At 69.7% G+C, this 19485-nt stretch carries 18 protein-coding genes; 11 read left to right on the forward strand and 7 right to left on the reverse strand.

The genetic code is table 11. From position 1 onward, the window contains the following. Positions 1-209: 209 nt before the first annotated feature. Both ACWEOO_RS34865 and ACWEOO_RS34870 read left to right on the forward strand, forming a co-directional pair. Positions 210-2459: a family 43 glycosylhydrolase gene (locus ACWEOO_RS34865; RefSeq protein ID WP_452146681.1), complete on the forward strand. Its 2250-nt coding sequence runs from the start codon at positions 210-212 to the stop codon at positions 2457-2459. Positions 2460-2473: 14 nt separating this feature from the next. Continuing rightward, positions 2474-5269, forward strand: a complete 2796-nt coding sequence (locus tag ACWEOO_RS34870; protein ID WP_452146682.1) for an alpha-glucuronidase family glycosyl hydrolase — start codon at positions 2474-2476, stop codon at positions 5267-5269. 11 nt (positions 5270-5280) lie between these two features. Here the strand turns inward: ACWEOO_RS34870 and ACWEOO_RS34875 are convergent, their stop codons facing one another. Beyond that, a complete protein-coding gene (locus tag ACWEOO_RS34875; protein WP_452146683.1) occupies positions 5281-6285 on the reverse strand; it encodes a LacI family DNA-binding transcriptional regulator in 1005 nt (334 codons plus the stop codon). An 18-nt stretch (positions 6286-6303) separates the two neighbouring features. Further along, the gene (locus ACWEOO_RS34880) at positions 6304-6573 is read right to left on the reverse strand and encodes a hypothetical protein (RefSeq protein WP_452146684.1); all 270 of its coding nucleotides are present in this window, start codon (positions 6571-6573) and stop codon (positions 6304-6306) included. Between the two features lie 47 nt (positions 6574-6620). Between ACWEOO_RS34880 and ACWEOO_RS34885 the strand changes: the two genes are divergently transcribed. After that, positions 6621-7367, forward strand: coding sequence for a MerR family transcriptional regulator (locus ACWEOO_RS34885; protein ID WP_452146685.1), 747 nt, complete (start codon positions 6621-6623; stop codon positions 7365-7367). 17 nt (positions 7368-7384) lie between these two features. Here the strand turns inward: ACWEOO_RS34885 and ACWEOO_RS34890 are convergent, their stop codons facing one another. Continuing rightward, on the reverse strand, positions 7385-8683 hold the full coding sequence (locus ACWEOO_RS34890) for a DUF4041 domain-containing protein (protein WP_452146686.1): 1299 nt from the start codon (positions 8681-8683) through the stop codon (positions 7385-7387). 538 nt (positions 8684-9221) lie between these two features. Here ACWEOO_RS34890 and ACWEOO_RS34895 point away from each other — a divergent pair. The 4 genes from ACWEOO_RS34895 to ACWEOO_RS34910 are packed head-to-tail and all read left to right on the forward strand — an operon-like array spanning position 9222 to position 11948. Then, positions 9222-9725, forward strand: coding sequence for an ABC transporter permease subunit (locus tag ACWEOO_RS34895; protein WP_452146687.1), 504 nt, complete (start codon positions 9222-9224; stop codon positions 9723-9725). Beyond that, complete coding sequence (locus ACWEOO_RS34900; protein WP_452146688.1) at positions 9722-10582, forward strand: ABC transporter permease; 861 nt, start codon at positions 9722-9724, stop codon at positions 10580-10582. The genes ACWEOO_RS34895 and ACWEOO_RS34900 overlap by 4 nt, the downstream gene beginning before the upstream one ends. Next, entirely contained in the window at positions 10579-11370 is a 792-nt protein-coding gene (locus tag ACWEOO_RS34905) for an ATP-binding cassette domain-containing protein (RefSeq protein ID WP_452146689.1), read from the forward strand. The genes ACWEOO_RS34900 and ACWEOO_RS34905 overlap by 4 nt, the downstream gene beginning before the upstream one ends. Further along, positions 11364-11948: an ABC transporter ATP-binding protein gene (locus ACWEOO_RS34910; protein ID WP_452146690.1), complete on the forward strand. Its 585-nt coding sequence runs from the start codon at positions 11364-11366 to the stop codon at positions 11946-11948. The genes ACWEOO_RS34905 and ACWEOO_RS34910 overlap by 7 nt, the downstream gene beginning before the upstream one ends. Here ACWEOO_RS34910 and ACWEOO_RS34915 read toward each other — a convergent pair. After that, positions 11943-13004 carry a HoxN/HupN/NixA family nickel/cobalt transporter gene (locus ACWEOO_RS34915; RefSeq protein WP_452146691.1) on the reverse strand — a complete coding sequence of 354 codons (1062 nt, stop codon included), beginning with the start codon at positions 13002-13004 and terminating at the stop codon, positions 11943-11945. The two genes, ACWEOO_RS34910 and ACWEOO_RS34915, sit on opposite strands and share 6 nt — an antisense overlap. A gap of 49 nt (positions 13005-13053) precedes the next feature. Then, positions 13054-14463, reverse strand: a complete 1410-nt coding sequence (locus tag ACWEOO_RS34920) for a PepSY-associated TM helix domain-containing protein (protein WP_452146692.1) — start codon at positions 14461-14463, stop codon at positions 13054-13056. Positions 14464-14580: 117 nt separating this feature from the next. On the opposite strand from ACWEOO_RS34920, the gene ACWEOO_RS34925 reads away from it, so the two are divergent. After that, entirely contained in the window at positions 14581-15150 is a 570-nt protein-coding gene (locus ACWEOO_RS34925; RefSeq protein ID WP_452146693.1) for a hypothetical protein, read from the forward strand. Positions 15151-15250: 100 nt separating this feature from the next. Then, complete coding sequence (locus ACWEOO_RS34930; protein ID WP_452146694.1) at positions 15251-15796, forward strand: sigma-70 family RNA polymerase sigma factor; 546 nt, start codon at positions 15251-15253, stop codon at positions 15794-15796. Between the two features lie 6 nt (positions 15797-15802). Here ACWEOO_RS34930 and ACWEOO_RS34935 read toward each other — a convergent pair whose 3' ends face one another. Both ACWEOO_RS34935 and ACWEOO_RS34940 read right to left on the reverse strand, forming a co-directional pair. After that, complete coding sequence (locus tag ACWEOO_RS34935) at positions 15803-17275, reverse strand: alpha/beta hydrolase (protein ID WP_452146695.1); 1473 nt, start codon at positions 17273-17275, stop codon at positions 15803-15805. Between the two features lie 54 nt (positions 17276-17329). Continuing rightward, a complete protein-coding gene (locus ACWEOO_RS34940; RefSeq protein ID WP_452146696.1) occupies positions 17330-17758 on the reverse strand; it encodes an RNHCP domain-containing protein in 429 nt (142 codons plus the stop codon). Positions 17759-17945: 187 nt separating this feature from the next. Here ACWEOO_RS34940 and ACWEOO_RS34945 point away from each other — a divergent pair, with 187 nt between their 5' ends. Both ACWEOO_RS34945 and ACWEOO_RS34950 read left to right on the forward strand, forming a co-directional pair. Further along, complete coding sequence (locus ACWEOO_RS34945) at positions 17946-18716, forward strand: ABC transporter ATP-binding protein (protein WP_452146697.1); 771 nt, start codon at positions 17946-17948, stop codon at positions 18714-18716. A gap of 2 nt (positions 18717-18718) precedes the next feature. After that, a complete protein-coding gene (locus tag ACWEOO_RS34950) occupies positions 18719-19480 on the forward strand; it encodes an ABC transporter permease (RefSeq protein WP_452146698.1) in 762 nt (253 codons plus the stop codon). Positions 19481-19485: the final 5 nt, after the last annotated feature.

The raw sequence follows: 19485 nt of genomic DNA on the forward strand, positions 1-19485 counted from the left end.
ACCCCGCCCTTACGCAGTGTCCCATCGCACGCCGGACCACACCTGCCGACGCGCGATCCGCGGCCGCGAAAGCTCTTGCGCGATGAGGTCTTGCGGGGATGTTATCGATCACTTACGGTCTGGGTGATCGATAACACGACGCCGCGAACCGCTCGCGGAGCAGCACTGATCTCTGTCAGACCTCCCCCGCCCAGTGAGGACCTGCTGTCATGCCCCGAACCGTGTCGTTCCGTCTGATCCTCGCCGGCCTGGCGGCGGTGCTGATCGCCGTCGTGGGACTGCCCCCGGTCGGCGCGGCGCCCCGGCAACAACCCGCCTACACCAATCCGTTGATGAGCGACATCGTCCAGGCGTTCTCCGACGTCGGGCTGATCCGCGCCAAGGACGGCGCCTGGTACTCCTACGCCACCAATACCAGCCTGACCCGCGAGAACGCCGACCACGGCGGTCCGCAGCACCTGATCCCGATGGTGCGCTCCACCGACCTCGTGCACTGGGAGTTCCTCGGCGACGCGTTCAGCGCCGAGAACCATCCGGAGTGGGCGCCATGGCCGCAGAAGGGGTACTGGGCGCCGGACGTCCGGTACGTCGACGGCCAGTACTACATGTACTACTCCGCGCCGAGCTCCACGCCGCTCGGCGCCGCGATCGGGCTCGCGATCGCCGACTCGCCGGCCGGCCCGTGGAAGGACGTCGGCCATCCGGTCGTGGACTTCGTCGCCGACAGCGAGGTGATGGAGATCGACCCGATGATGTTCATCGACGACGACGGCACGAAGTACCTGTACTACGGCTCGTTCCGCCGCGGCGGGCTGCACGTCGTACGGCTCGCGCCCGACGGCCGCAGCACGGTCGGAACGTCGCAGCAGGTCGTCGCCGGTGAGCGCGGCGAAGGCACCTGGGTGACCAAGCGCGGTCCCTGGTACTACCTGTTCTACTCAGGCTACGGCTGTTGCATCGGCAACGTCGGCGGCGGAGGCTACCCGGTGCTCGTCGGCCGCTCGACCTCGCCGACCGGTCCGTTCGTGGACGAGAACGGCGTATCGCTCACCGCCGCACGGCCCGGCGGCACGATCGTGAACTCGTTCAACGGCAACTCGCTCTCCGCGACCGGGCACAACGCGGTCACAGTGGACCGCTCCGGACAGCAGTGGAATCTCGTCAACTCCGACCTCCGCGCCGACCACACGTGGGGCGGCCGGCCGCAGTCCATGGACCGCCTCGACTGGATCGGCGGCTGGCCGACGGTCCGCGCCGGCCTGTGGACCTCCGACCAGCCGCAGCCCGCGCCCGCCGCGACGCCAACCATCGGCGGCTCGTTCAACGAGTCCTCGTCCTTGTCCGACTGGCGTGCGCTCAGCGGCGAGTGGACGGTCGGCCAGGACGCATCCAGCGGCGGGTACGCCGAATCCGCCGACGCCTCGTCGCTCCTGGTGAGCCGTACGGGCGGACCGGCCGACTACCGCGTCGAGGGCGATCTCCGGACGTCGACCGGCCGGGCGGGACTCGTCTTCGCCTACCACTCGCCGCGCAACTACTCCGTCGCCTGGCTCGATCCGTCCCGCGGCTCGCTCCGCGTCGAACAGCACGTCGGCGGAAAGCTCGCCAACTCGGCGGAGACCGCGCTCTATCAGGGCTTCCGGTACGACACCTGGCACTCCGTGAGCGTCGAAGTACGCGGCGACCGGGCGACCGTCCAAGTCGCCCCAGCACTCGGCGACAACGCGCTCGCCGAACTGAACATCCGGCTCGCGAACGGGTTGGCCGGCGCCGCCCAGATCGGCCTGACAGGTTCCGCACAGGGCGACAACCTCGCGATGACGAAGCTCTACGAGCCGGTCACGCACAAGGTCCCGGATCCGCGGGTCGGCAAACTCCTCCCGGACTTCAGCGACGAGTTCGACACCGTGGACTCGCGCTGGCAATGGACCGGTCCGAACCAAGGCCGACTCGAGAACGGTCAGCTGGTGTGGGACACCCAGGCCAACGACCTCAGCAAGGAAGACAACCTCGCCACCGTCCTGCTCCGCGACGCACCGCAAGGTGACTACACCGTCGAGACGCGGCTGTCGCTGCCGTTCGCAGCCAGCACCGGCAATGCCCGCGCCGGCCTGATCGCGTGGGCCTCGCGGACAGAATCGCTACAGCTCGCCCCGACGCGCACAGGCGCCGTACAACAGGCGTTCCTGTGGCCTGGAGCCGACGCGACCCCTTGGGCGGAGGCGATCCAGCTCGGGCCGAGCGCCGACACCATGTGGCTGCGGCTGCGCCACACCACCCAGCCGGTCACCGGCGAGCACTTGTTCCAGGCAGCGACCAGCCTGGACGGCCGGCACTGGCAGTGGGGCAGCTATTGGTACCTGCCCGCCGACGCCGGACCGGTCAAGCTCGGTCTCATTTCGATGGGCGGCACCGGCACGACAGCCCGGTTCGACTACGTGCGGACGTACCAGTCATGACAAGGGAGCAGCCGATGACGATCACTCGCCGCACGCTGTTGGCCGGCGGTGCAGCCGGCGCGCTGGCTGCCAGTCTCCTACCGGACGCCGCGTTCGCCGTACCGCCCAACGAAGACGGCTACGACCTTTGGTTGCGCTACCGGCTCGTCGACGACAGCGCACTGCTGTCCCGGTACCGCTCCGCGTTCACCCATGTCGTTGTGCTCGGCAACCACGCCGTACTGCGATCCGCGGGCGCCGAGCTGGCGCGTGGACTGTCGGGGCTGCTCGGGCGATCGATACCGGTGCGCGATCAGATCAGCAACGGCGCGGTTGTCGTCGGTGTCGGTGCGGACAGTGCCCTCGGTCCGGAGGGGTTCACGATCAAGCGTCGCGCCGATCGGCTCGAGATCACCGGGTCCGGCGAGAGCGGAGCGCTATACGGTGCATTCCGGTTCCTGCAGCAATTGCAACGCCGCCGCCCGCTCGACCGGCTGGACCTGACCGACCGGCCGGCCGCCCCGCTGCGCATGGTCAACCACTGGGACAACCTGAACGGCAGCATCGAACGCGGGTACGCCGGCAAGTCGATCTTCGCCTGGGACGAGCTCCCCGGGCTCCGCGAGCGGTACGTCGACTACGCCCGGATCCTCGCGTCCGTCGGGATCAACCACACCGTGGTCAACAACGTGAACGCCAGCGCCGAATTCCTGCGCTCCGAACGGTTGCCGGGGCTGGCGGCGCTGGCCGGTGTCCTGCGGTCGTGGGGTGTGCGGCTGTGGCTGTCGGCCAACTACGCCGCGCCGATCACACTGACCAAGGACCAGCCGGCACCGATCACCGTTGCCGATCCGCTCGACGCCCGGGTCCAGCAGTGGTGGCAGGACAAGATCGCCGAGATCTACCGGCTGATCCCGGACTTCGGCGGGTTCCTGGTGAAGGCGAACTCCGAGGGCCAGCCGGGCCCGCTGGACTACGGGCGCACCCATGCCGAGGGCGCCAACATGCTCGCCGACCGGCTCGCGCCGTACGACGGGCGGCTGGTGTGGAGGTCCTTCGTCCACGAAGGGTTCGACGACTGGGCGGAGTACCAGTACCGGGTCTTCCATCCGCTCGACGGGCAGTTCCACGGCAACGCTGTCGTCCAGACGAAGAACGGGCCGATCGACTTCCAGGTCCGGGAGCCGGTGAACCCGTTGTTCGGCGGGTTGCCGAACACCAACCAGATGATCGAGCTGCAGGTGACGCAGGAGTACACCGGACACTCGACACACCTGTGCTACCTCGTCCCGGAGTGGAAGTCGATCCTGGGCTTCCAGACCCACACCGGCAAAGCGTCGACCGTCGCGGACATCGTGACCGGAGTCGCGTACGACCAGGACAACGTCGGTCTGGCCGGGGTGATCAATCTCGGCGACGACCGGGACTGGACCGGCTATCAGCTCGGCGCGGCGAACACGCACGGATTCGCGCGGCTGGCGTGGAACCCGGGGCTGTCCGCGGACGAGATCGTGTCGGAGTGGATCGAGCTCACGTTCGGCGGCGACCCGCAGTTCAGGTCGGTGCTGAAGGCAATCATGTTGGGGTCCTGGCAGACCTACGAGAGCTACACGTCGCCGCTGGGTATGGGCTATCTGACGTACCCACTCGGCGCGCACTTCGCGCCGGCGCCGACGACCACGCAGAACCTGTCGCACCACACCACCACCGAAGGCACCGGATTCGACCGGACCGCGACCGGGTTCACCGGGATGTACGCCCCGCCGTGGCAGGAGATCTACAGCTCGCTGGAGAAGTGCCCGGACGAGTTGCTGCTGTTCATGCACTGGGTGCCGTACACGCACCGGCTGCACTCGGGGACGACCGTCATCCAGCACATCTACGACAGCCACTTCGACGGCTACGACAAGGTGGTGGCGTTCCGGCGAGCGTGGGACCGGCTCGCGGGCCTGGTGGATCAGGCGCGGCATGCCGACATCTCCGCCACCTTCGACGCGCACATGATCGAGGCGGAGCGCTGGCGGGACACGATCGTGTCGTACTTCTACGGTTTCTCACGGATCGTGTCGAGCGGGACGGGATGGCTGCAGCTCGGTTATCCGGGCGGGCAGTTGCTGTTCGGCGGGAAGGCGAACAACCTCCCGGTCGAGGTCACCAATGCGAACAGCACGTCGCGGTCCTTCGCGGCGACGGTGCATCCGGTGGACTCGGGATGGCAGGCCGGTACGGCGAGTGCGACCGTCGGACCGGGCGCGGCGACCACCGTCGTACTGCCCGTCACGCCGCCGTTGATCGCGGATCACGTGGACCTGTCGATCGACATCACACCGGCGCAGACAGCGCTGAGCTCGCGGCACCAGACCTTCGTGGTCACGCCGGACGCCGCGCAGTGCCATCTCGCACTGGACATCGGAACCGCCGACAGCCCGCTGGTGACGGGCTACGCGCGGGTCTCTCCCAGCACCACCTGGAACACAACGCTCGGCTACGGGTGGGTCGGCACGGCACCGCAAGGCCGCGACCGCGGGAACACGTGGGATGCGCTGCGCCGGGACTTCTGTGGTGACTACCCCGCCCGCACGCTACGGATCACATTGCCGCCCGGACCGGTCCGTCTCTCGGCGCTCGTCGGCGACGGCGGCCCGGACTGTCCCCCGACGATCATCGCCGAGGGCAACAAAGTCCTTGCCACCTCCACCGACCTGCCCGGCGGCATCTTCACCTGGCTCCACGCAGATCTCGACGGCGGCCCCACAGGCCGCACCGCCGATCTGATCCTGGACAGCGAACCCGACCGCTTCTGGCACCTGGGCGCGCTTGTCCTCACCTGACCACGCCGCTGTCAGCTCTGGCGGGGCCAGCGGGGTGCGGCGGTGGTTTCGCGGAAGACGATCTCGGTCGGGGCCGCGGGCAGCGGGGCCGGTTCGGGTTCGTTGCGGATCGCGGCGATCAGTCGGCGCATGCCGTGCCGGCCGGAGGATTCGCGGTCGACGCGGACGGTGGACAGCGCGGGGGTTCCGTACCGTACGAGGGTCAGGTCGTCCCATCCGGTGACGCTCAAGTCGTCCGGAACGCGCCAGCCGCGGTCGAACGCCGCGCGCAGCACCCCGGCCGCGATGTGATCGCTCGCCGCGACCACCGCCGTGACCGGTGTGTCGACAGGCAACGACCGCACCGCTTCGGCGCCGGTCTCCGGATGCCACGGACCGTCGTACATGCCGTGCGACCGCAGCCCGAGCCGGTCACAGGCCTTCAGGTACCCGGACTTGCGCAGCTGGGCCGACTTCCAGTCCTGCGGTCCCGCGGCGTGGAAGAAGTCGCGGTGCCCGAGCGCGGCGAGCCGCTCCAGGATCTCTTCCATCGTCGCCTCGTCCGCCGCGACCGCCTCCACGGCGTGCAGCCGGTGGTCGAACTCCGCAGTCTGTACGACGACGCCCGCGTTGTTCGTGGTGCCCGTCAGCGGTGTCACCGACAGTACGCCGTCGACCTGACCGCGTCCGAGGATGTCGTCGGCCAGCCGGCTCAACGCGGCCGGGTCCTCGTCGACGCCGATCACGATCTCCACCTGGTACCCGAGCCGCTGCGCCTCCTCGCACGCCGCGGCGACGGTCCGCTCCGGCCCGGTCCACCCCGGCAGGATGATCGCGACCACCCCGGTGCTCCGCGTCCGCATCGCGCGGGCCATCAGGTTCGGCCGATACCCCAGCTCGTCGATCGCGGCCTTGATCCGCACCTCCGTGTCCGCCCGTACGGCCGGATCCGACCGCAAGTACCGCGAGACGGTCTGATGCGAAACCCCCGCCAGGGCAGCCACGTCGTACATCGTCGGCCGCCGCTGCGCACTCATACCGCCACGATACTTGGATCAGTCGGGTTCGACGGTCAGCAGCCGGTCGAGCACCTCACCCGCCTCGTCGTACCCGGCGTCGGCGATGCGTTGCAGTTCCCGCAGGTCGCGCGCGGCGGCCGCGCGGCGGGTCAGCAGCTCGCCGGCGTGCAGGCAGCCCTCGTCCAGCAGTTCGTTCAGTTCCTCGACGTCGTCGCGCTCGTCGGCCAGGTCCGCCAGCCGGTCCTGGGCGCGCTCGTTGCCCTCGTCGGCCAGGGCGCGGAGGGTCTCCCGATCGAAACTCGTCATACCGGCATCGTGCGACATTGCCCCGGGGGAAGGGTCAAGCTGGTGTCGTGATCACCATCGGCGAGCTGGCACGGTACGTCGGCGTCTCGACCAAGACGATCCGGGTCTACCACGACAAGGGGCTGCTCCCGGAACCGCCGCGCGACGCGTCCGGGTACCGCCGGTACTCCGCCCAGGACCTCGTGGAACTGGTCAAGATCCGCACCCTGGCCGAAGCCGGCCTGCCGCTCGCGACGATCGCCCGGCTGTCCGCCGGATCACCGGCCGAGCTCCAGGACGCGGCCTCCGCCGCGGTGACCGAACTGACGGCGCGCATCGAACGACTGACCGCCACCCTGTCCCGCCTGCAGCGCCTTGCCGCCGGCAACAGCCCGTTCCTGCCACCCGAGGTCGAACAGCACCTCCTGCGACTCCATGACCTCGGCTTCTCCGATCGCTGGATCGCGCTGGAGCGGGACCTGTGGATCCTCACCTTCGCGACCTACCCGGACACCGCCCGCCGCTACTTCGCCGACCAGTCCCAGGCCCAGAACGACCCGGAACTGCGCCGCCTCTACCTCGAGTACGACCGCGCACACGACCTCGACCCCGCCGACCCGGCCCTCGCAGACCTCGCCGACCGCATCGTCACCGCCTCCCTCGCCCGCTACCCCACCACCGACCTGAACGAGCCCCCGGACGACCTGGCGACTCTCCCCCAACTCGTACAGTCCTCGATCAACGCATCCTCACCGGCCTGGGAACGCCTCGACACCCTCATCCGCCACGGCCTGCGGACCAGGCCGGGAGGCTAAGGCACAGCACGCTTCGGCTACAGCTGCGTCGACGCTGAGTCGGCTCCGCCGCCGCTGGCGCGCCACTCGAGTGCTTCTGGGAGATCGTGGTACTCGAGGAGGTGCTGACCTGCGATCCGTGCCAGTTCGTCGCGTACCTCCGCCGGAGTCGCGTAGAAGTACTCGCGCCGGAGATTGACCTTGTTCACCCGTTGCTCGGCGAACGCCGCATGCAGCGCGCTCTCGAGACCGAGGGCGTCCTCGCTGAAGATCACCGCATGGACGTCGAACCTGAACGGGACCGACGCGTCCCCCAGCTCCCGCACACGGTCCAACGGATCGAGGCGCCGGGTCATCCCGATCTTGATCATGTTCTGACCGAACGAGCCGATGTTCGAGATGATGTAGACGTACCCGGTGCGGATGTTCGCCGCACGCTCCTCGACGCCGGTGATCGACGACTCGATCTCAGCGATCTGAGCCTCGAGCTGCTCGATCGCCGCCGCATCGCCGGACGTCCGTACCCGCGCCAGAGCCGTCTCGTAATGCGTTCGTTCCTTCAGCAGCCGTGCCTTCTCGCGCTCGAACTCGCGGCGCGCGGTCTCCTCCTCGCGCTGCTGCTCGCGCTGCGCTCGGATGCGTTCCTTCTCTTCCTCCACCTTCGAGAGGTAGTCAGCGGTCAGCAGAACCTCGTCGACACGCAGGGCGTGGTAGTCCTCGCTGATCCTGATGCTCATACTGTCGCCCAGACGCGCGATCGTCTCGCGCGCTTTCGTCAGGCGTTCGACGCTCGAAGCCCGTCGATGCGGCCGCACCGTTCGCACGCAGTTGTCTGCCTCGGCGTTGTAGGCGCGGAGCATCAGCTTCGAGATCTCACGCACCATCTTCGCGCCCGCCCGAACGGAGTTGTTCACCTGCCAGGTGGTGGTCGCCGTGACAGCGCCATCTCCCTTGGCAAGGGATTTGTACCGGTCCTTCAGCTCTGCGAGGCGCGTCTTGTAGGCGACCGCGTCCTCCAACGGGTGCGCGTACTCGTAGAGACCAACTTCCTGCAGCGTGGCGACCTCGTTGGTCTCGATGATGCTCTGCCGTGCGGCGGCCAACTCGGCCTGCGCGTTGGTGACGTCCAGTCGGGCGTTGTTCACCCCTGCCCGCACCTGCTCCAACTCGTTCCGGAGCCGGTCGGTCTCGGTGGCAATCGTCAGCGCGTCCATTCCACCGAGTTGGTCAACAAGCGCGTTCAGCCTCTCGACCTCGTTCTCGAGACGCCGCTTCCCGCCGAACAGTCCACGACCGTCTCGTGCGCTCGGAATGGTCAGAGCGGGTACAGCGGTCATGGCGACCGCCTGGTGCGTACCGACTGATTGGCCTTCGTTCAGGGCCGGGGCTACCTCCGGGCCTGGTGCCCATCCCTGGGATGGGGCCGCGTGCCGTCCGCGAACCGGGGCCGGTCCAGACGGAAGCGGGTAGTACTTGCCTCCGGGTGCCGGTGCAACGGGTTGAGTCACCTCCTCGATCCACAGCTGCCACCCAGGCGGCGCGGGCGGCCAGCTCGGATTGGGCTCCCATCCGGGCGGCGGAACGAATCCCGCGGGCGGCTGCGGCCAGTTCGGCGGCGGGTTGAATCGGTACGGCATTCGCGAACTCCCCCACTTCGGATCGGCCCGACTGGCACGATCGCTGCGCGGCTGTTCGGATCCGGTCCCTGCCCTCCCCGGCCAGGACCAACCGCGCGGCCCGAATATCGCGATCAAGCACCGGATCGTTACACCGGGCGACGCCGCACAGCGCGGCGGCGCGGGCGGACGGCGGCCGAGCTCGGCACCCCTGTACGGCGACGCGCGGCACGATCCGCGTCGGCTTCCGGGTGACGGCGTGGGCCCAGCTCGTCCACACGTCGACGAGGCAGTTGCGGACGGGGCCCTGGCCGGTGACGTCGGGCTGCTGGACCGGCTGCACCATCTGTTGCTCCCGGCACTCACCCTGAGCCTGGTCGGGATCGCGCCGGTCGTCCTGCACACCCGCCAGGCCGTCGCGGTCGCGATGGCCGCCGACTACGTCGCCTTCGCCCGCGCCCAGGGCGAGCGCACCATGGGCCTCGTCGTGCATCGGGTTGTCCGGAACGCCGCCGAGCCGGCGTTGCTGCTCCAGTTCAGCTCTCTGGGCGAACTGTTCGGCGGGTCGGTACTGGCCGAGCAGGTGTTCTCCTACCCGGGCCTCGGCGCGGCCACCACGGCGGCGGCACTCGGTCAGGACGTGCCGCTGTTGCTGGCGATCGCGCTGTTCACCACCGTCTTCGTGTACGGCGGCAACCAGGTCGGCGACCTGCTGCACACCTGGATGGATCCACGCACCCGACGGCTGTGGGCCGCCAGATGACCGATCCGGTCACCGCAGCTGTTCGCCCCCGGCACCTGCTCGCCGACCGGCGCCGCCGCACGCTCGTGTTCACCGCGGTCGCACTGGCCGTCGTCGTGACGGTGCTGATCACGGGATCGCTCTCCGTGGACGCGGCGAGCACGACCCACCTGCCGGAGCGAAACCTGAGCCCGTCGTGGGAGCACCCGTCCGGTACGGACCGGCTGGGACGCGACATGCTCGCGCGGGTGTTGTCCGGGCTCCGGCTCAGCCTCGTCGTCGGCGTCAGCGCGGCCGTGATCTCCGGCGTCGTCGCCGTCCTGATGGCCTGTACCGCGGCCGTCGGCGGCCGGCACGTCGACCGTGCGGTCACCTGGGTGGTCGACCTCTTCCTCGCGCTCCCCCACCTGGTCCTGCTGATCCTGATCGCCTTCGCGCTCGGCGGCGGAACCCGGGCGGTCGTCATTGCGGTGGCGGTGACCCACTGGCCGTCGTTGACCCGGATCCTGCGCGGTCACGCCCGGCAGCTGGTGTCCTCCGACTACGTGGCGCTGTCGCGCCGGTTCGGTCGCGGCCGCTGGTGGATCGCGCGCCGGCATGTCGCGCCGCAGCTGCTCGGCCACTTCCTGGTCGGGACCGTGCTGCTGTTCCCGCACGCGATCCTGCACGAGGCCGCGCTTTCGTTCCTCGGCCTCGGCGTCGATCCGGGCCGGCCGTCCATCGGCGTCCTGCTGGCCGAGTCGATGCGGTTCCTGTCCGCCGGCGCCTGGTGGCTGGCCGTCCTGCCCGGCCTGTGCCTGCTCGTGGTCGTGAAGCTGGTCGATGCGATCGGCGACAACACCCGCGCTCTGGTCGACCCGAGGAGTCACCACCTGTGATCACCGTCTCGGACCTGCACGTCACCTTCACGCAGTACACGCGCGGGCTGCGCCGTCGCGAGATCGTCGCGCTCGCGGGCATGAACCTGACGGCCGGTCGCGGCCAGGTGGTGGCGCTCGTCGGCGCCTCGGGGGCGGGCAAGACCCTGCTGGCGCACGCCGTTCTCGGCATGCTCCCGCCCAACGCCTCCGAGTCCGGCACGATCACGTACGACGGAACGGTGGTGGACCCGGCGGCCCGACGACGACTGGCCGGCCGGGAGATCGCGCTGCTCCCGCAGTCGGTCGACCATCTCGACCCGCTCGCGACCATCGGCCGCCAGGTCCGGCGGTCGGCACAACTCGCCGGTCTCGACGATCCGGCACGGCGGGCCGCCGACGCTCTCGCGGCCCGCGGCCTCGGCCCCGCGGTCCTGCGGCAGTACCCGCACGAACTGTCCGGCGGCATGATCCGTCGCGTCCTGGTCACCATGGCGACGATGGGCGACCCGCACCTCGTCCTCGCCGACGAGCCCACGCCGGGTCTCCCGGCCGCCGACGTCACCGCCGTCCTGTCCGACTTCCGCGCCATGGCAGACGCCGGGCGTGCCGTCGTCCTCATCACCCACGAGCTCGGAGGCGCGCTCGCGATCGCCGACACCGTGGTGATCTGCCACGACGGGCGCACGGTGGAAACCGCCGAGCCGGCCACGTTCGCCGGGGACCGGCTCCGGCATCCGTACGCGAACGCGCTGTGGCACGCCCTGCCCGCCAACGGTTTCACGGTCCCGGAGGCCCGGCTGTGCTGATCGCGAAGGACCTGTGGTTCCGGTACGACGACCGCTGGATCGTCGAGGGGACGTCGCTGACGATCGCGCCCGGCGAGATCGTCGGACTGTTCGGCCCGAGCGGCTCCGGGAAGAGCACCGTCGGCCGTCTCCTCGCCGGGCTGCTGACTCCTGATCGCGGCGAGATCGCCTCGGGGCCGCGGCCCCACGGCCCGCACCCGGTCCAGCTCGTGCTCCAGCACCCCGAACGGGCCGTGAACCCGCAGTGGCGGATCCGTGACATCCTGGCCGAGTCCGGCGCCGACCGGGCCACGATCGACGCGCTCGACCCCGAGCTGGTCGGACCGTCGTGGCTCGACCGCTTCCCGCACGAGATCAGCGGGGGCGAACTCCAGCGCGTCAACCTCGCCCGCGCCCTGCTCGCCCAGCCCGGCTACCTGGTCGCCGACGAGATCACCGCCAGCGTCGACACCGTCACCCAGGTCCGCCTCTGGCAGCTGCTCCTCGACAGGGCGAAGGCTCAGGACATCGGCGTCCTGGCCATCTCCCACGACCAGGACCTGCTCGACGCCGTCACCGACCGCGTGGTCGAGCTATGACGGTGCGACCGACCACTTCTCCTCGATCCGGGCGAACTTCCACACCGCGTGCGCACCCAGCCACGTGAGCACGAACAGACCGACGATCGCATAGCCGACGTAGTTCAGATCGACGGCGGCGATCGCGGCCAGCGGGCCGTGCTCGATGTGCAGCTTGTCGGTGAGGATCGAGATCAGCTCGATGCTGCCGATCACCAGCGCCACGGCGACCGACAGGCCGGTGATCGTGATGTTGTAGTACACCTTCCGGACCGGCTTCGCGAACGCCCACCCGTAGGCGAAGTTCATCAGGCAGCCGTCAATGGTGTCGAGCAGGCTCATCCCGGCGGCGAACAAGATCGGCAGCGTGAGGACGGCGTACCACGGCAGGCTGAACGCGGCAGCGCCGCCGGCGAGCACCAGGAGGCTCACCTCGGTCGCGGTGTCGAAGCCGAGGCCGAACAGGAACCCGATCGGGTACATCTGCCACGGGCGGGTGACGGCCTTGGTCACGCCCGCGAGGACGCGGTTCATCAGGCCGCGGTTGTTCAGTTGCCGCTCGAGCGTCGCCTCGTCGTACTCGCCGGTCCGCATCTGCCGGAAGACCTTGACCACTGCCACGAGGACGACCAGGTTGAGCGCCGCGATCAGGTACAGGAAGACACCGGAGACCGCGGTCCCGATGACACCGGTGGCCTCCTGCAGCCGGGACGAGTCGTCTGCGACCTGACCGGCGAGGGCCCGCACCCCGATACCGAGCAGGAAGCAGAGCACGAACACGACGGTCGAGTGCCCGAGCGAGAACCAGAACCCGACAGATACCGGCCGACGGCCGTCGGCCATCAGCTTCCGGGTGGTGTTGTCGATGGCCGCGATGTGGTCGGCGTCGAACGCGTGCCGCATCCCGAGCGTGTACGCCGTGACACCGAGCCCGACCCCGAACACCCCGGCGGACCCGAGCAGGTAGTGGCGCGGCGCGACGACCAGCGCCAGCACACCCCATCCGATCAGATGCAGCAACAGCACGAACGCGCTCATCGCGCCGATCGACGCGAATTCCCGGCGGAAAGTCCTCACGAGCTGCCAGTAAACGCCTCTACGACCGCCAGATGCAACAAAGTCGCACCTACGATGCGGAGTTGGTCCACGCTCGCAGCTTCGAGAGGCGGCGGACCACGAGCTGATCGAGCAGGAGCACAATCACGAGCGTGAGGCCGAAGAGCGGCAGGAAGAGGCCCAGCGCGACAACCAGGACAGCGAGGCCAGGAGTCGCCCGCAGTGGGAGGCGGCCGCGGGGTGCGCCGAGGGTGTTGCCTCTCGGGCGGCGGCGCCACCACATCAGCGGGCCGGTGACGCACATGAACATGACGCCGAGACAGAAGGCAGTGGTCAGCCAGAAGTTCACGACGCCCACTCGGCGGCCCTCGTGCAGAGCGATGCCCTGGGCAACGACCTTTGCCAGCGCCGGATAGTCGCGATACCCGTACGTCGACACCACGCCCCCGCCGTACCGGTCGACATGCAGCGTGCGTTCCTTCCCGGGGTCGCTGAACGCGTAGCCGATCGCCGAGAACACGCCTTCGTCGCCGGTGGGCAGGGCGATAGTCATCGGGCGCTGCAGCCCGTTGCGCTCCCCGACGGCGATGGCCGTGTCGACCGTGGCCACCGACCGCGTGCGGTTGGACGGGTCCGAGCGCGGTACCTCGGACTTGCCGAGGGCCCACGGCACCGAGTGGCTGTGCGGCAACGATTCGTCCAGGGTCGACGTCGGGTTCGACAGCGCGCCGGGGTCCTCGGCCCAGAACGATGTCCCTTGATGGGTCGCGAGCTGCTGGGTCTTCGCGCCCCAGAAGCCGGTCCACGGCAGGCCGGACACGACCAGGAACAACAGCCCGAGCCCGAGGACCGCGCCGGTGCGACCGTGCCGCGACCGCAGTACGGCGCCCGCCGCACCAGCGGCTCGCCGGCGCGCTCGCGCGACCCTGCCGCGGATGAACAGGTAGTAGCCGGTCAACGCCATCACGATCGCCCAGCAGGCGGCGATCTCGATCACGTAGTCGCCCCAGCGGCCGGCCATCAGCTCGCCGTGCAGCAGGATCGCGGCGCCTGACAACGTCCGGTCCGGGTCGAGCGAGCCCAGCACCTTGCCTTCGTACGGGTCGACGAACACGTCCCGCGAGCCGCCCGCGGTGTCGACTGAGAAGAGCGTCGAGCGGTTCGGCGCGGACGGCTCGGTCATCGACACCACGGTCGCGTCGGGGAAGGCGCGCCGCACCTCGTCGAGCTGGGTCTCGTACGGCTGCGCGACCAGCCCGGCGGGCCGATCGACCTTCATCAGGCCGGCATGCAACACCGGTTCGAGCTGGAACCGGAACAGGTAGATCAGCCCGGTCGCCGCGAGGATCAGCAGCACCGGGATCACCAGGAAGCTCGCGTAGAAGTGCCACCGCCAGAACGCCCGGAACAACCCGGTCCCCCGCGGACTGCCGCCGCCGGTCCGCTTCGCCGGGGCCTCCAGCTCCTGTACTGCGCTCACGTCCACTCCTTCTCCGCACGATCCGGAACAGGAGTCGGGTCGCCGGCGCGTCCGGTTCCTGCCGGTGCCTGTGGCGTGGGACACACGATGGGACGGGATGCGACCATGGGTTCCGCCATGCAGGAGAGCCTGGGGTTCCGAGCCGCACGGGCCGCGATGTTCGCGGCCACCTGCATGCTGCTCGCCGCGCTCGGCCACGTCCTGATGTCCGGTACGCCGGTCCCGTGGTGGGCGATGGTCGCAGGCGCGGGGTCGATCGGGACCGCCGCGTGGATCGTGGCCGACGGCGAGCGCGACGTACCGTTCGTCGTCCTCGCCACACTCGTCGCCCAGGCCGCGCTGCACACCGTGTTCACCCTGGCCCAATCGATGGCGGCACCGCCCCCGATGCACGACCACATGACAGGCCATATGACGGGGATGTCGTCGCTCGGCATGCTCGCGGCCCACCTGCTCGCGGCGCTCCTGTGCGGCCTGTGGCTCGCGTACGGCGAGCGGGCCGCGTTCGCCGTCCTGCGATCCGTCGCCGGCCTGGTCCTGCTGCCGTTGCGCCTGCTCGCGTCACCACAGATCACCGCGCACCGGCCGCGGATTCAGGCCGTCCACTCCCCCACGCCGTACACCGACCTGCTGCTCGGCCATGCCATCACTTCGAGAGGTCCCCCGCGCGGAATCGCTGCCTTCTGACAGCACGACCCATCCGGGCAGGTACTGCCCGGCCCTCCGCTCACCGGCGACGCGCGCTGCCGTGCGCCGCCGGATCCTGGACTTCCGAAGGACTCAAGCCATGGCTTCTGCCTTGCTCGACGAAAACTCGACCCACCTGGCCCTCGCGGCCCGCGACGGCGACCTCGTTGCCCTCGACAACTTCATCCGCGCGCTGCACCACGACGTCCGCCGGTACGTCGCGCATCTGAGCGCCGACCCGCACGCGGTCGACGACCTGACCCAGGAGACGTTCCTGCGAGCGTTGCAGAGCCTGCACCGCTTCGAGGGACGCTCGTCGGCGCGGACGTGGTTGCTGTCCATCGCCCGGCGTACCGTCGCCGACGAGCTGCGCCGGAGAGCGGCCCGGCCGAGAATCTCCCGGTACGACTGGCAGCTCGCCGCCGAGCAGAGCCAGCCGCGGGACCTGCCCGGCTTCGACGACGGCATCGCACTGACCGAGCTGCTCGACAAGATCCCCGGCGACCGCCGCGAGGTCTTCGTCCTCACCCAGCTCGCCGGCGTTCCGTACGCCCAGACCGCCGCCCACCTCGGCTGCCCGGTCGGCACCGTCCGCTCCCGGGTCGCCCGGGCCCGCACGACCCTCGCCACGCTGCTCACCACCTGACCCCGGTCAGGCCGGGCAGCGGGTATTGCGGGGCGGGACCGTCAGGGAGGCCAGGTAGTCGGTGACGAGCAGGGTGATGCACTCGTTGCGCCCGACCGCGCCGTGGCCCTGGCCTTCCCAGGTCAGCAGTTGCGCAGTACCCAGGCCGGACGCCATATCCACCGCTCCGCTGTACGGCGTGGCTGGGTCGTGACGGGTGCCGACCACGAGGATCGGGTGGTCGGTGGCAGCGACCGGCGGCTGCAGGGTGTGCCGGTCCGGCTCCCAGAACGTGCACCCGAACAAGAACCATGACAGCCACACCCCGAACAGCGGGTACTGCTGGGCGAAGCGCGCCCCGGCCGCCCTGATCTCGGTCTCGGTCGGCCCGGGCGCGCTGTCGTTGCAGTTGATCACGAGTTGCGCGTCCGCGGCATCCGCCCCGCTGCGGGCCGCGTCGGCCAGGTCCCGCAGCGTGCCCGAGTCGCCGGCCGTGGCCTCTGCCAGCCCGTCGGCGAGATCCGGCCAGCGCGCGTCGTCGTACAGCGCGCCGGCCACCGCGTCGAGCACGTCGGTGCCGTACGTCGGTTCCTCGTCGCCCGGCCTCCCGCTCGGGATGGGCGACTGCTCGGCCCTGCGGACCAAGTCGGTGACGAAGCCGCGGGTGGCGCCGAGGGCACGGCACCTGTCCTGGCTCGCGCACCAGGCGGCGAACTGGTCGAAGGCGTCCTCGAAGCCCGCGACCTGACGGTCGACGGTCTCGATCCAGGTCGTCCGTGGGTTGCTCGGGGCATCGAGTACGGCCGCGCGCACCTTGTCCGGGTACAGGCGGGCGTACTCCGCGCCGAGCTTGGCTCCGTAGGACCAGCCGAGGTACGTCAACGCCGGCCGGTCGAGGGCCGAGCGAATGCGGTCGATGTCGACCGCGGTCGCGGTCGTGCTGAACAGCGCCGCCTTGGACCCCAGTGCCGCCGCGCACTCGGCGGTCCTCGCGCGCATCGTGTCCGCGGCCCGGGTGTACCCCGTGGGAGTCAGGAGATCCGGCAACCCGGGCGGGTCCGAATCCTTGTGCGCACACCGGATCTGCTGCGAATGGCCGACGCCACGGGGATCGAAGCCGATCAGGTCGAACCGGTCCAGAAGCGCCTCCGGCAGCAGCCCGGCCGCGACTGCGGCGTACTCCACCCCGGACTGACCGGGACCGCCGGCGATCAGCAGCAGCGGCTCCTTCCCGGCACCGCCCGACTGATGGATCCGGATGAGCTGGACCGCGAGCGTTCCGGCCTCCGCATGGGCGGGGTCGAGGTCGACGTCCACCGCACCGCAGCTGAACTCGAGCCGGGCGGACCGCTCCGCAGGCAGATTCGCTGCGTGTACGTCGGTGACGCCCGCGCAGTCCCCCCACTCGATGGACGCCGTCTTGTCCGGCCGTGACGACGTACACGAGGTCAGTCCAAGGACCGCGGCCACCAGCACCGCGACCGCACCCGACGGACGCACATCCCCAGTAAAGCAGCAGGTCTGGGCGACCGGCACCGCCCAGACCCGCCCGTATCACGTCCCGTCGGGCTGCACGGCCGCCTTGGCCTTGCGCGATCTCGGCTTGCGACCGGCCGGCTGCGAACCGTTGCCGTTCCCGTTGATGCCGGGCTCGGCGGCGAACGGGACGAACGGCATCGTCAGCGGCAGCGCCGCGAGCCGCATCAGGAGCAGGACGTTGTCGTCACCGGCGGTCTTGTTGAGCCGGAGCCGGCCGCAGTTGGTGCACCGGTGGATGAGGACCCAGCGGCCCTCGCCGCGGACCGTGACCGCGATCGGCTCCATGCCGCCGGCACAGTCGGCCTTGCGATCGCCCGGCACGTTGCGGTCGAGGTGCCGCGACCACAGACAACTCGGGCAATGGTTGCGATGGGTGGTTCCAGGGGCGTCGAGGGAAACCTCTACGCCGCAGTGTTCACAGCTGAACGAACGTGCGAATGCCAAACCGAAAGACCTTTCAGAGCAAAGCTACGGGACAGGACAGACATGGCCTTCCTCCTTCCGGTCCGCGCCGGCCCACCCGGCGCACGTCCTGACAGCAGACCAGTCCGTCGCCGGCATCGTCAATCGAATAACAGCCCGGTCGCGACGGCTTGACCTTGACGCAGGGTCAACCCTGCACGCTTCCGGTATGACAGTGACATCGACCGCCGGCCCGGCGATCCACGTACAGGGCCTGCAGAAGTCGTACGGACAGAAACCGGTGCTGCGCGGCGTGGATCTCGACGTCGCGCGCGGCAGCATCTTCGCCCTGCTCGGCTCCAACGGCGCGGGCAAGACCACCACGATCAGGATCCTCTCGACACTTCTCGCGGCCGACGCGGGCACGGCCGAGGTCAACGGTTTCGACGTCGCCACGCAGGCGGCCGACGTCCGGCGGTCGATCAGCCTCACCGGCCAGTTCGCCGCCGTCGACGAGATCCTCACCGGCCGGGAGAACCTCGTCCTGGTCGCGAAACTGCGGCACGTCCCGGACCCCGGCGCGGTCGCCGACGAGCTGCTCCGCCGCTTCACGCTCACCGATGCGGCCGGCCGGCGGGTGGCGACGTACTCGGGCGGGATGCGCCGCCGGCTGGACATCGCGATGAGCCTGATCGGCGACGTACCCGTGATCTTCCTCGACGAGCCGACCGCCGGACTCGATCCGGAGGCGCGGATCGAGGTCTGGCACACGGTCCAGGAGCTGGCCGGCCACGGGACGACGGTGCTGCTCACCACGCAGTACCTGGAGGAGGCCGAGCAGCTCGCCGACCGGATCGCGATCCTGCACAACGGCCGGATCATCGTCGCCGGCACCCTCGGCGAGCTCAAGCAGCTGCTGCCGCCCGCCAAGGTCGAGTACGTCGAGAAGCAGCCGTCCCTCGAGGAAGTCTTCCTCGCGATCACCAGCCAGGGGGCCTGACGATGAGCACCTACTCCTTCAACGACGTCGGCGCGCTCACCGGCCGGACCCTGCGCCACGTCACCCGCAGCCCGGACACGATCATCACCACCGTGGTCACGCCGATCGCGATGATGGTGATGTTCGTCTACGTGTTCGGCGGCGCGATCGACACCGGGGCCGGCGCGTACGTGAACTACCTGCTGCCGGGGATCCTGCTGATCACGGTCGCGTCCGGCGTCGCCTACACCGCGTTCCGGATCTTCATGGACCTGAAGAGCGGGATCTTCGAACGGTTCCAGTCGATGCCGATCGGCCGGTCCGGCGTGCTCTGGGCGCACGTCGTCACCTCCCTGGTGGCGAACCTGATCTCGCTGGTGGTCGTCGTCGGGGTCGCGCTGCTGATGGGCTTCCGCTCGGACGCGGGCGTGCTGGACTGGCTCGCGGTCGCCGGCATGTTGTTCCTGTTCACGCTGGGCCTGACCTGGATCGCCGTCATTCCCGGGCTGTCCGCGTCGACCGTCGAGGGTGCGGGCGCGTTCGCGTACCCGCTGATCTTCCTGCCGTTCGTCAGCTCGGCGTTCGTGCCCACGCAGACGATGCCCGGACCGGTGCGCTGGTTCGCCGAGCACCAGCCGGTGACGTCGATCGTCGACACGATCCGCCGGCTGTTCGCGGGGCAGCCGGTCGGCGACGACATCTGGACCGCGCTGGCGTGGTGCGTCGGAGTCCTGGTCGTGGCGTACGTCGTCGCGATGGCCGCCTATCGCCGCAAGCTCGCGTGAGGCAG

The sequence above is a fragment of the Kribbella sp. NPDC004138 genome, from assembly GCF_053603655.1.

Bases quoted from the DNA above. Each gene is read 5' to 3' on its own strand.
- ACWEOO_RS34865 (WP_452146681.1), top strand. From the start codon at position 210: ATGCCCCGAACCGTGTCGTTCCGTCTGATCCTCGCCGGCCTGGCGGCG.
- ACWEOO_RS34870 (WP_452146682.1), top strand. From the start codon at position 2,474: ATGACGATCACTCGCCGCACGCTGTTGGCCGGCGGTGCAGCCGGCGCG.
- ACWEOO_RS34875 (WP_452146683.1), bottom strand. From the start codon at position 6,285: ATGAGTGCGCAGCGGCGGCCGACGATGTACGACGTGGCTGCCCTGGCG.
- ACWEOO_RS34880 (WP_452146684.1), bottom strand. From the start codon at position 6,573: ATGACGAGTTTCGATCGGGAGACCCTCCGCGCCCTGGCCGACGAGGGC.
- ACWEOO_RS34890 (WP_452146686.1), bottom strand. From the start codon at position 8,683: ATGACCGCTGTACCCGCTCTGACCATTCCGAGCGCACGAGACGGTCGT.
- ACWEOO_RS34900 (WP_452146688.1), top strand. From the start codon at position 9,722: ATGACCGATCCGGTCACCGCAGCTGTTCGCCCCCGGCACCTGCTCGCC.
- ACWEOO_RS34925 (WP_452146693.1), top strand. From the start codon at position 14,581: ATGCAGGAGAGCCTGGGGTTCCGAGCCGCACGGGCCGCGATGTTCGCG.
- ACWEOO_RS34930 (WP_452146694.1), top strand. From the start codon at position 15,251: ATGGCTTCTGCCTTGCTCGACGAAAACTCGACCCACCTGGCCCTCGCG.
- ACWEOO_RS34945 (WP_452146697.1), top strand. From the start codon at position 17,946: ATGACAGTGACATCGACCGCCGGCCCGGCGATCCACGTACAGGGCCTG.
- ACWEOO_RS34950 (WP_452146698.1), top strand. From the start codon at position 18,719: ATGAGCACCTACTCCTTCAACGACGTCGGCGCGCTCACCGGCCGGACC.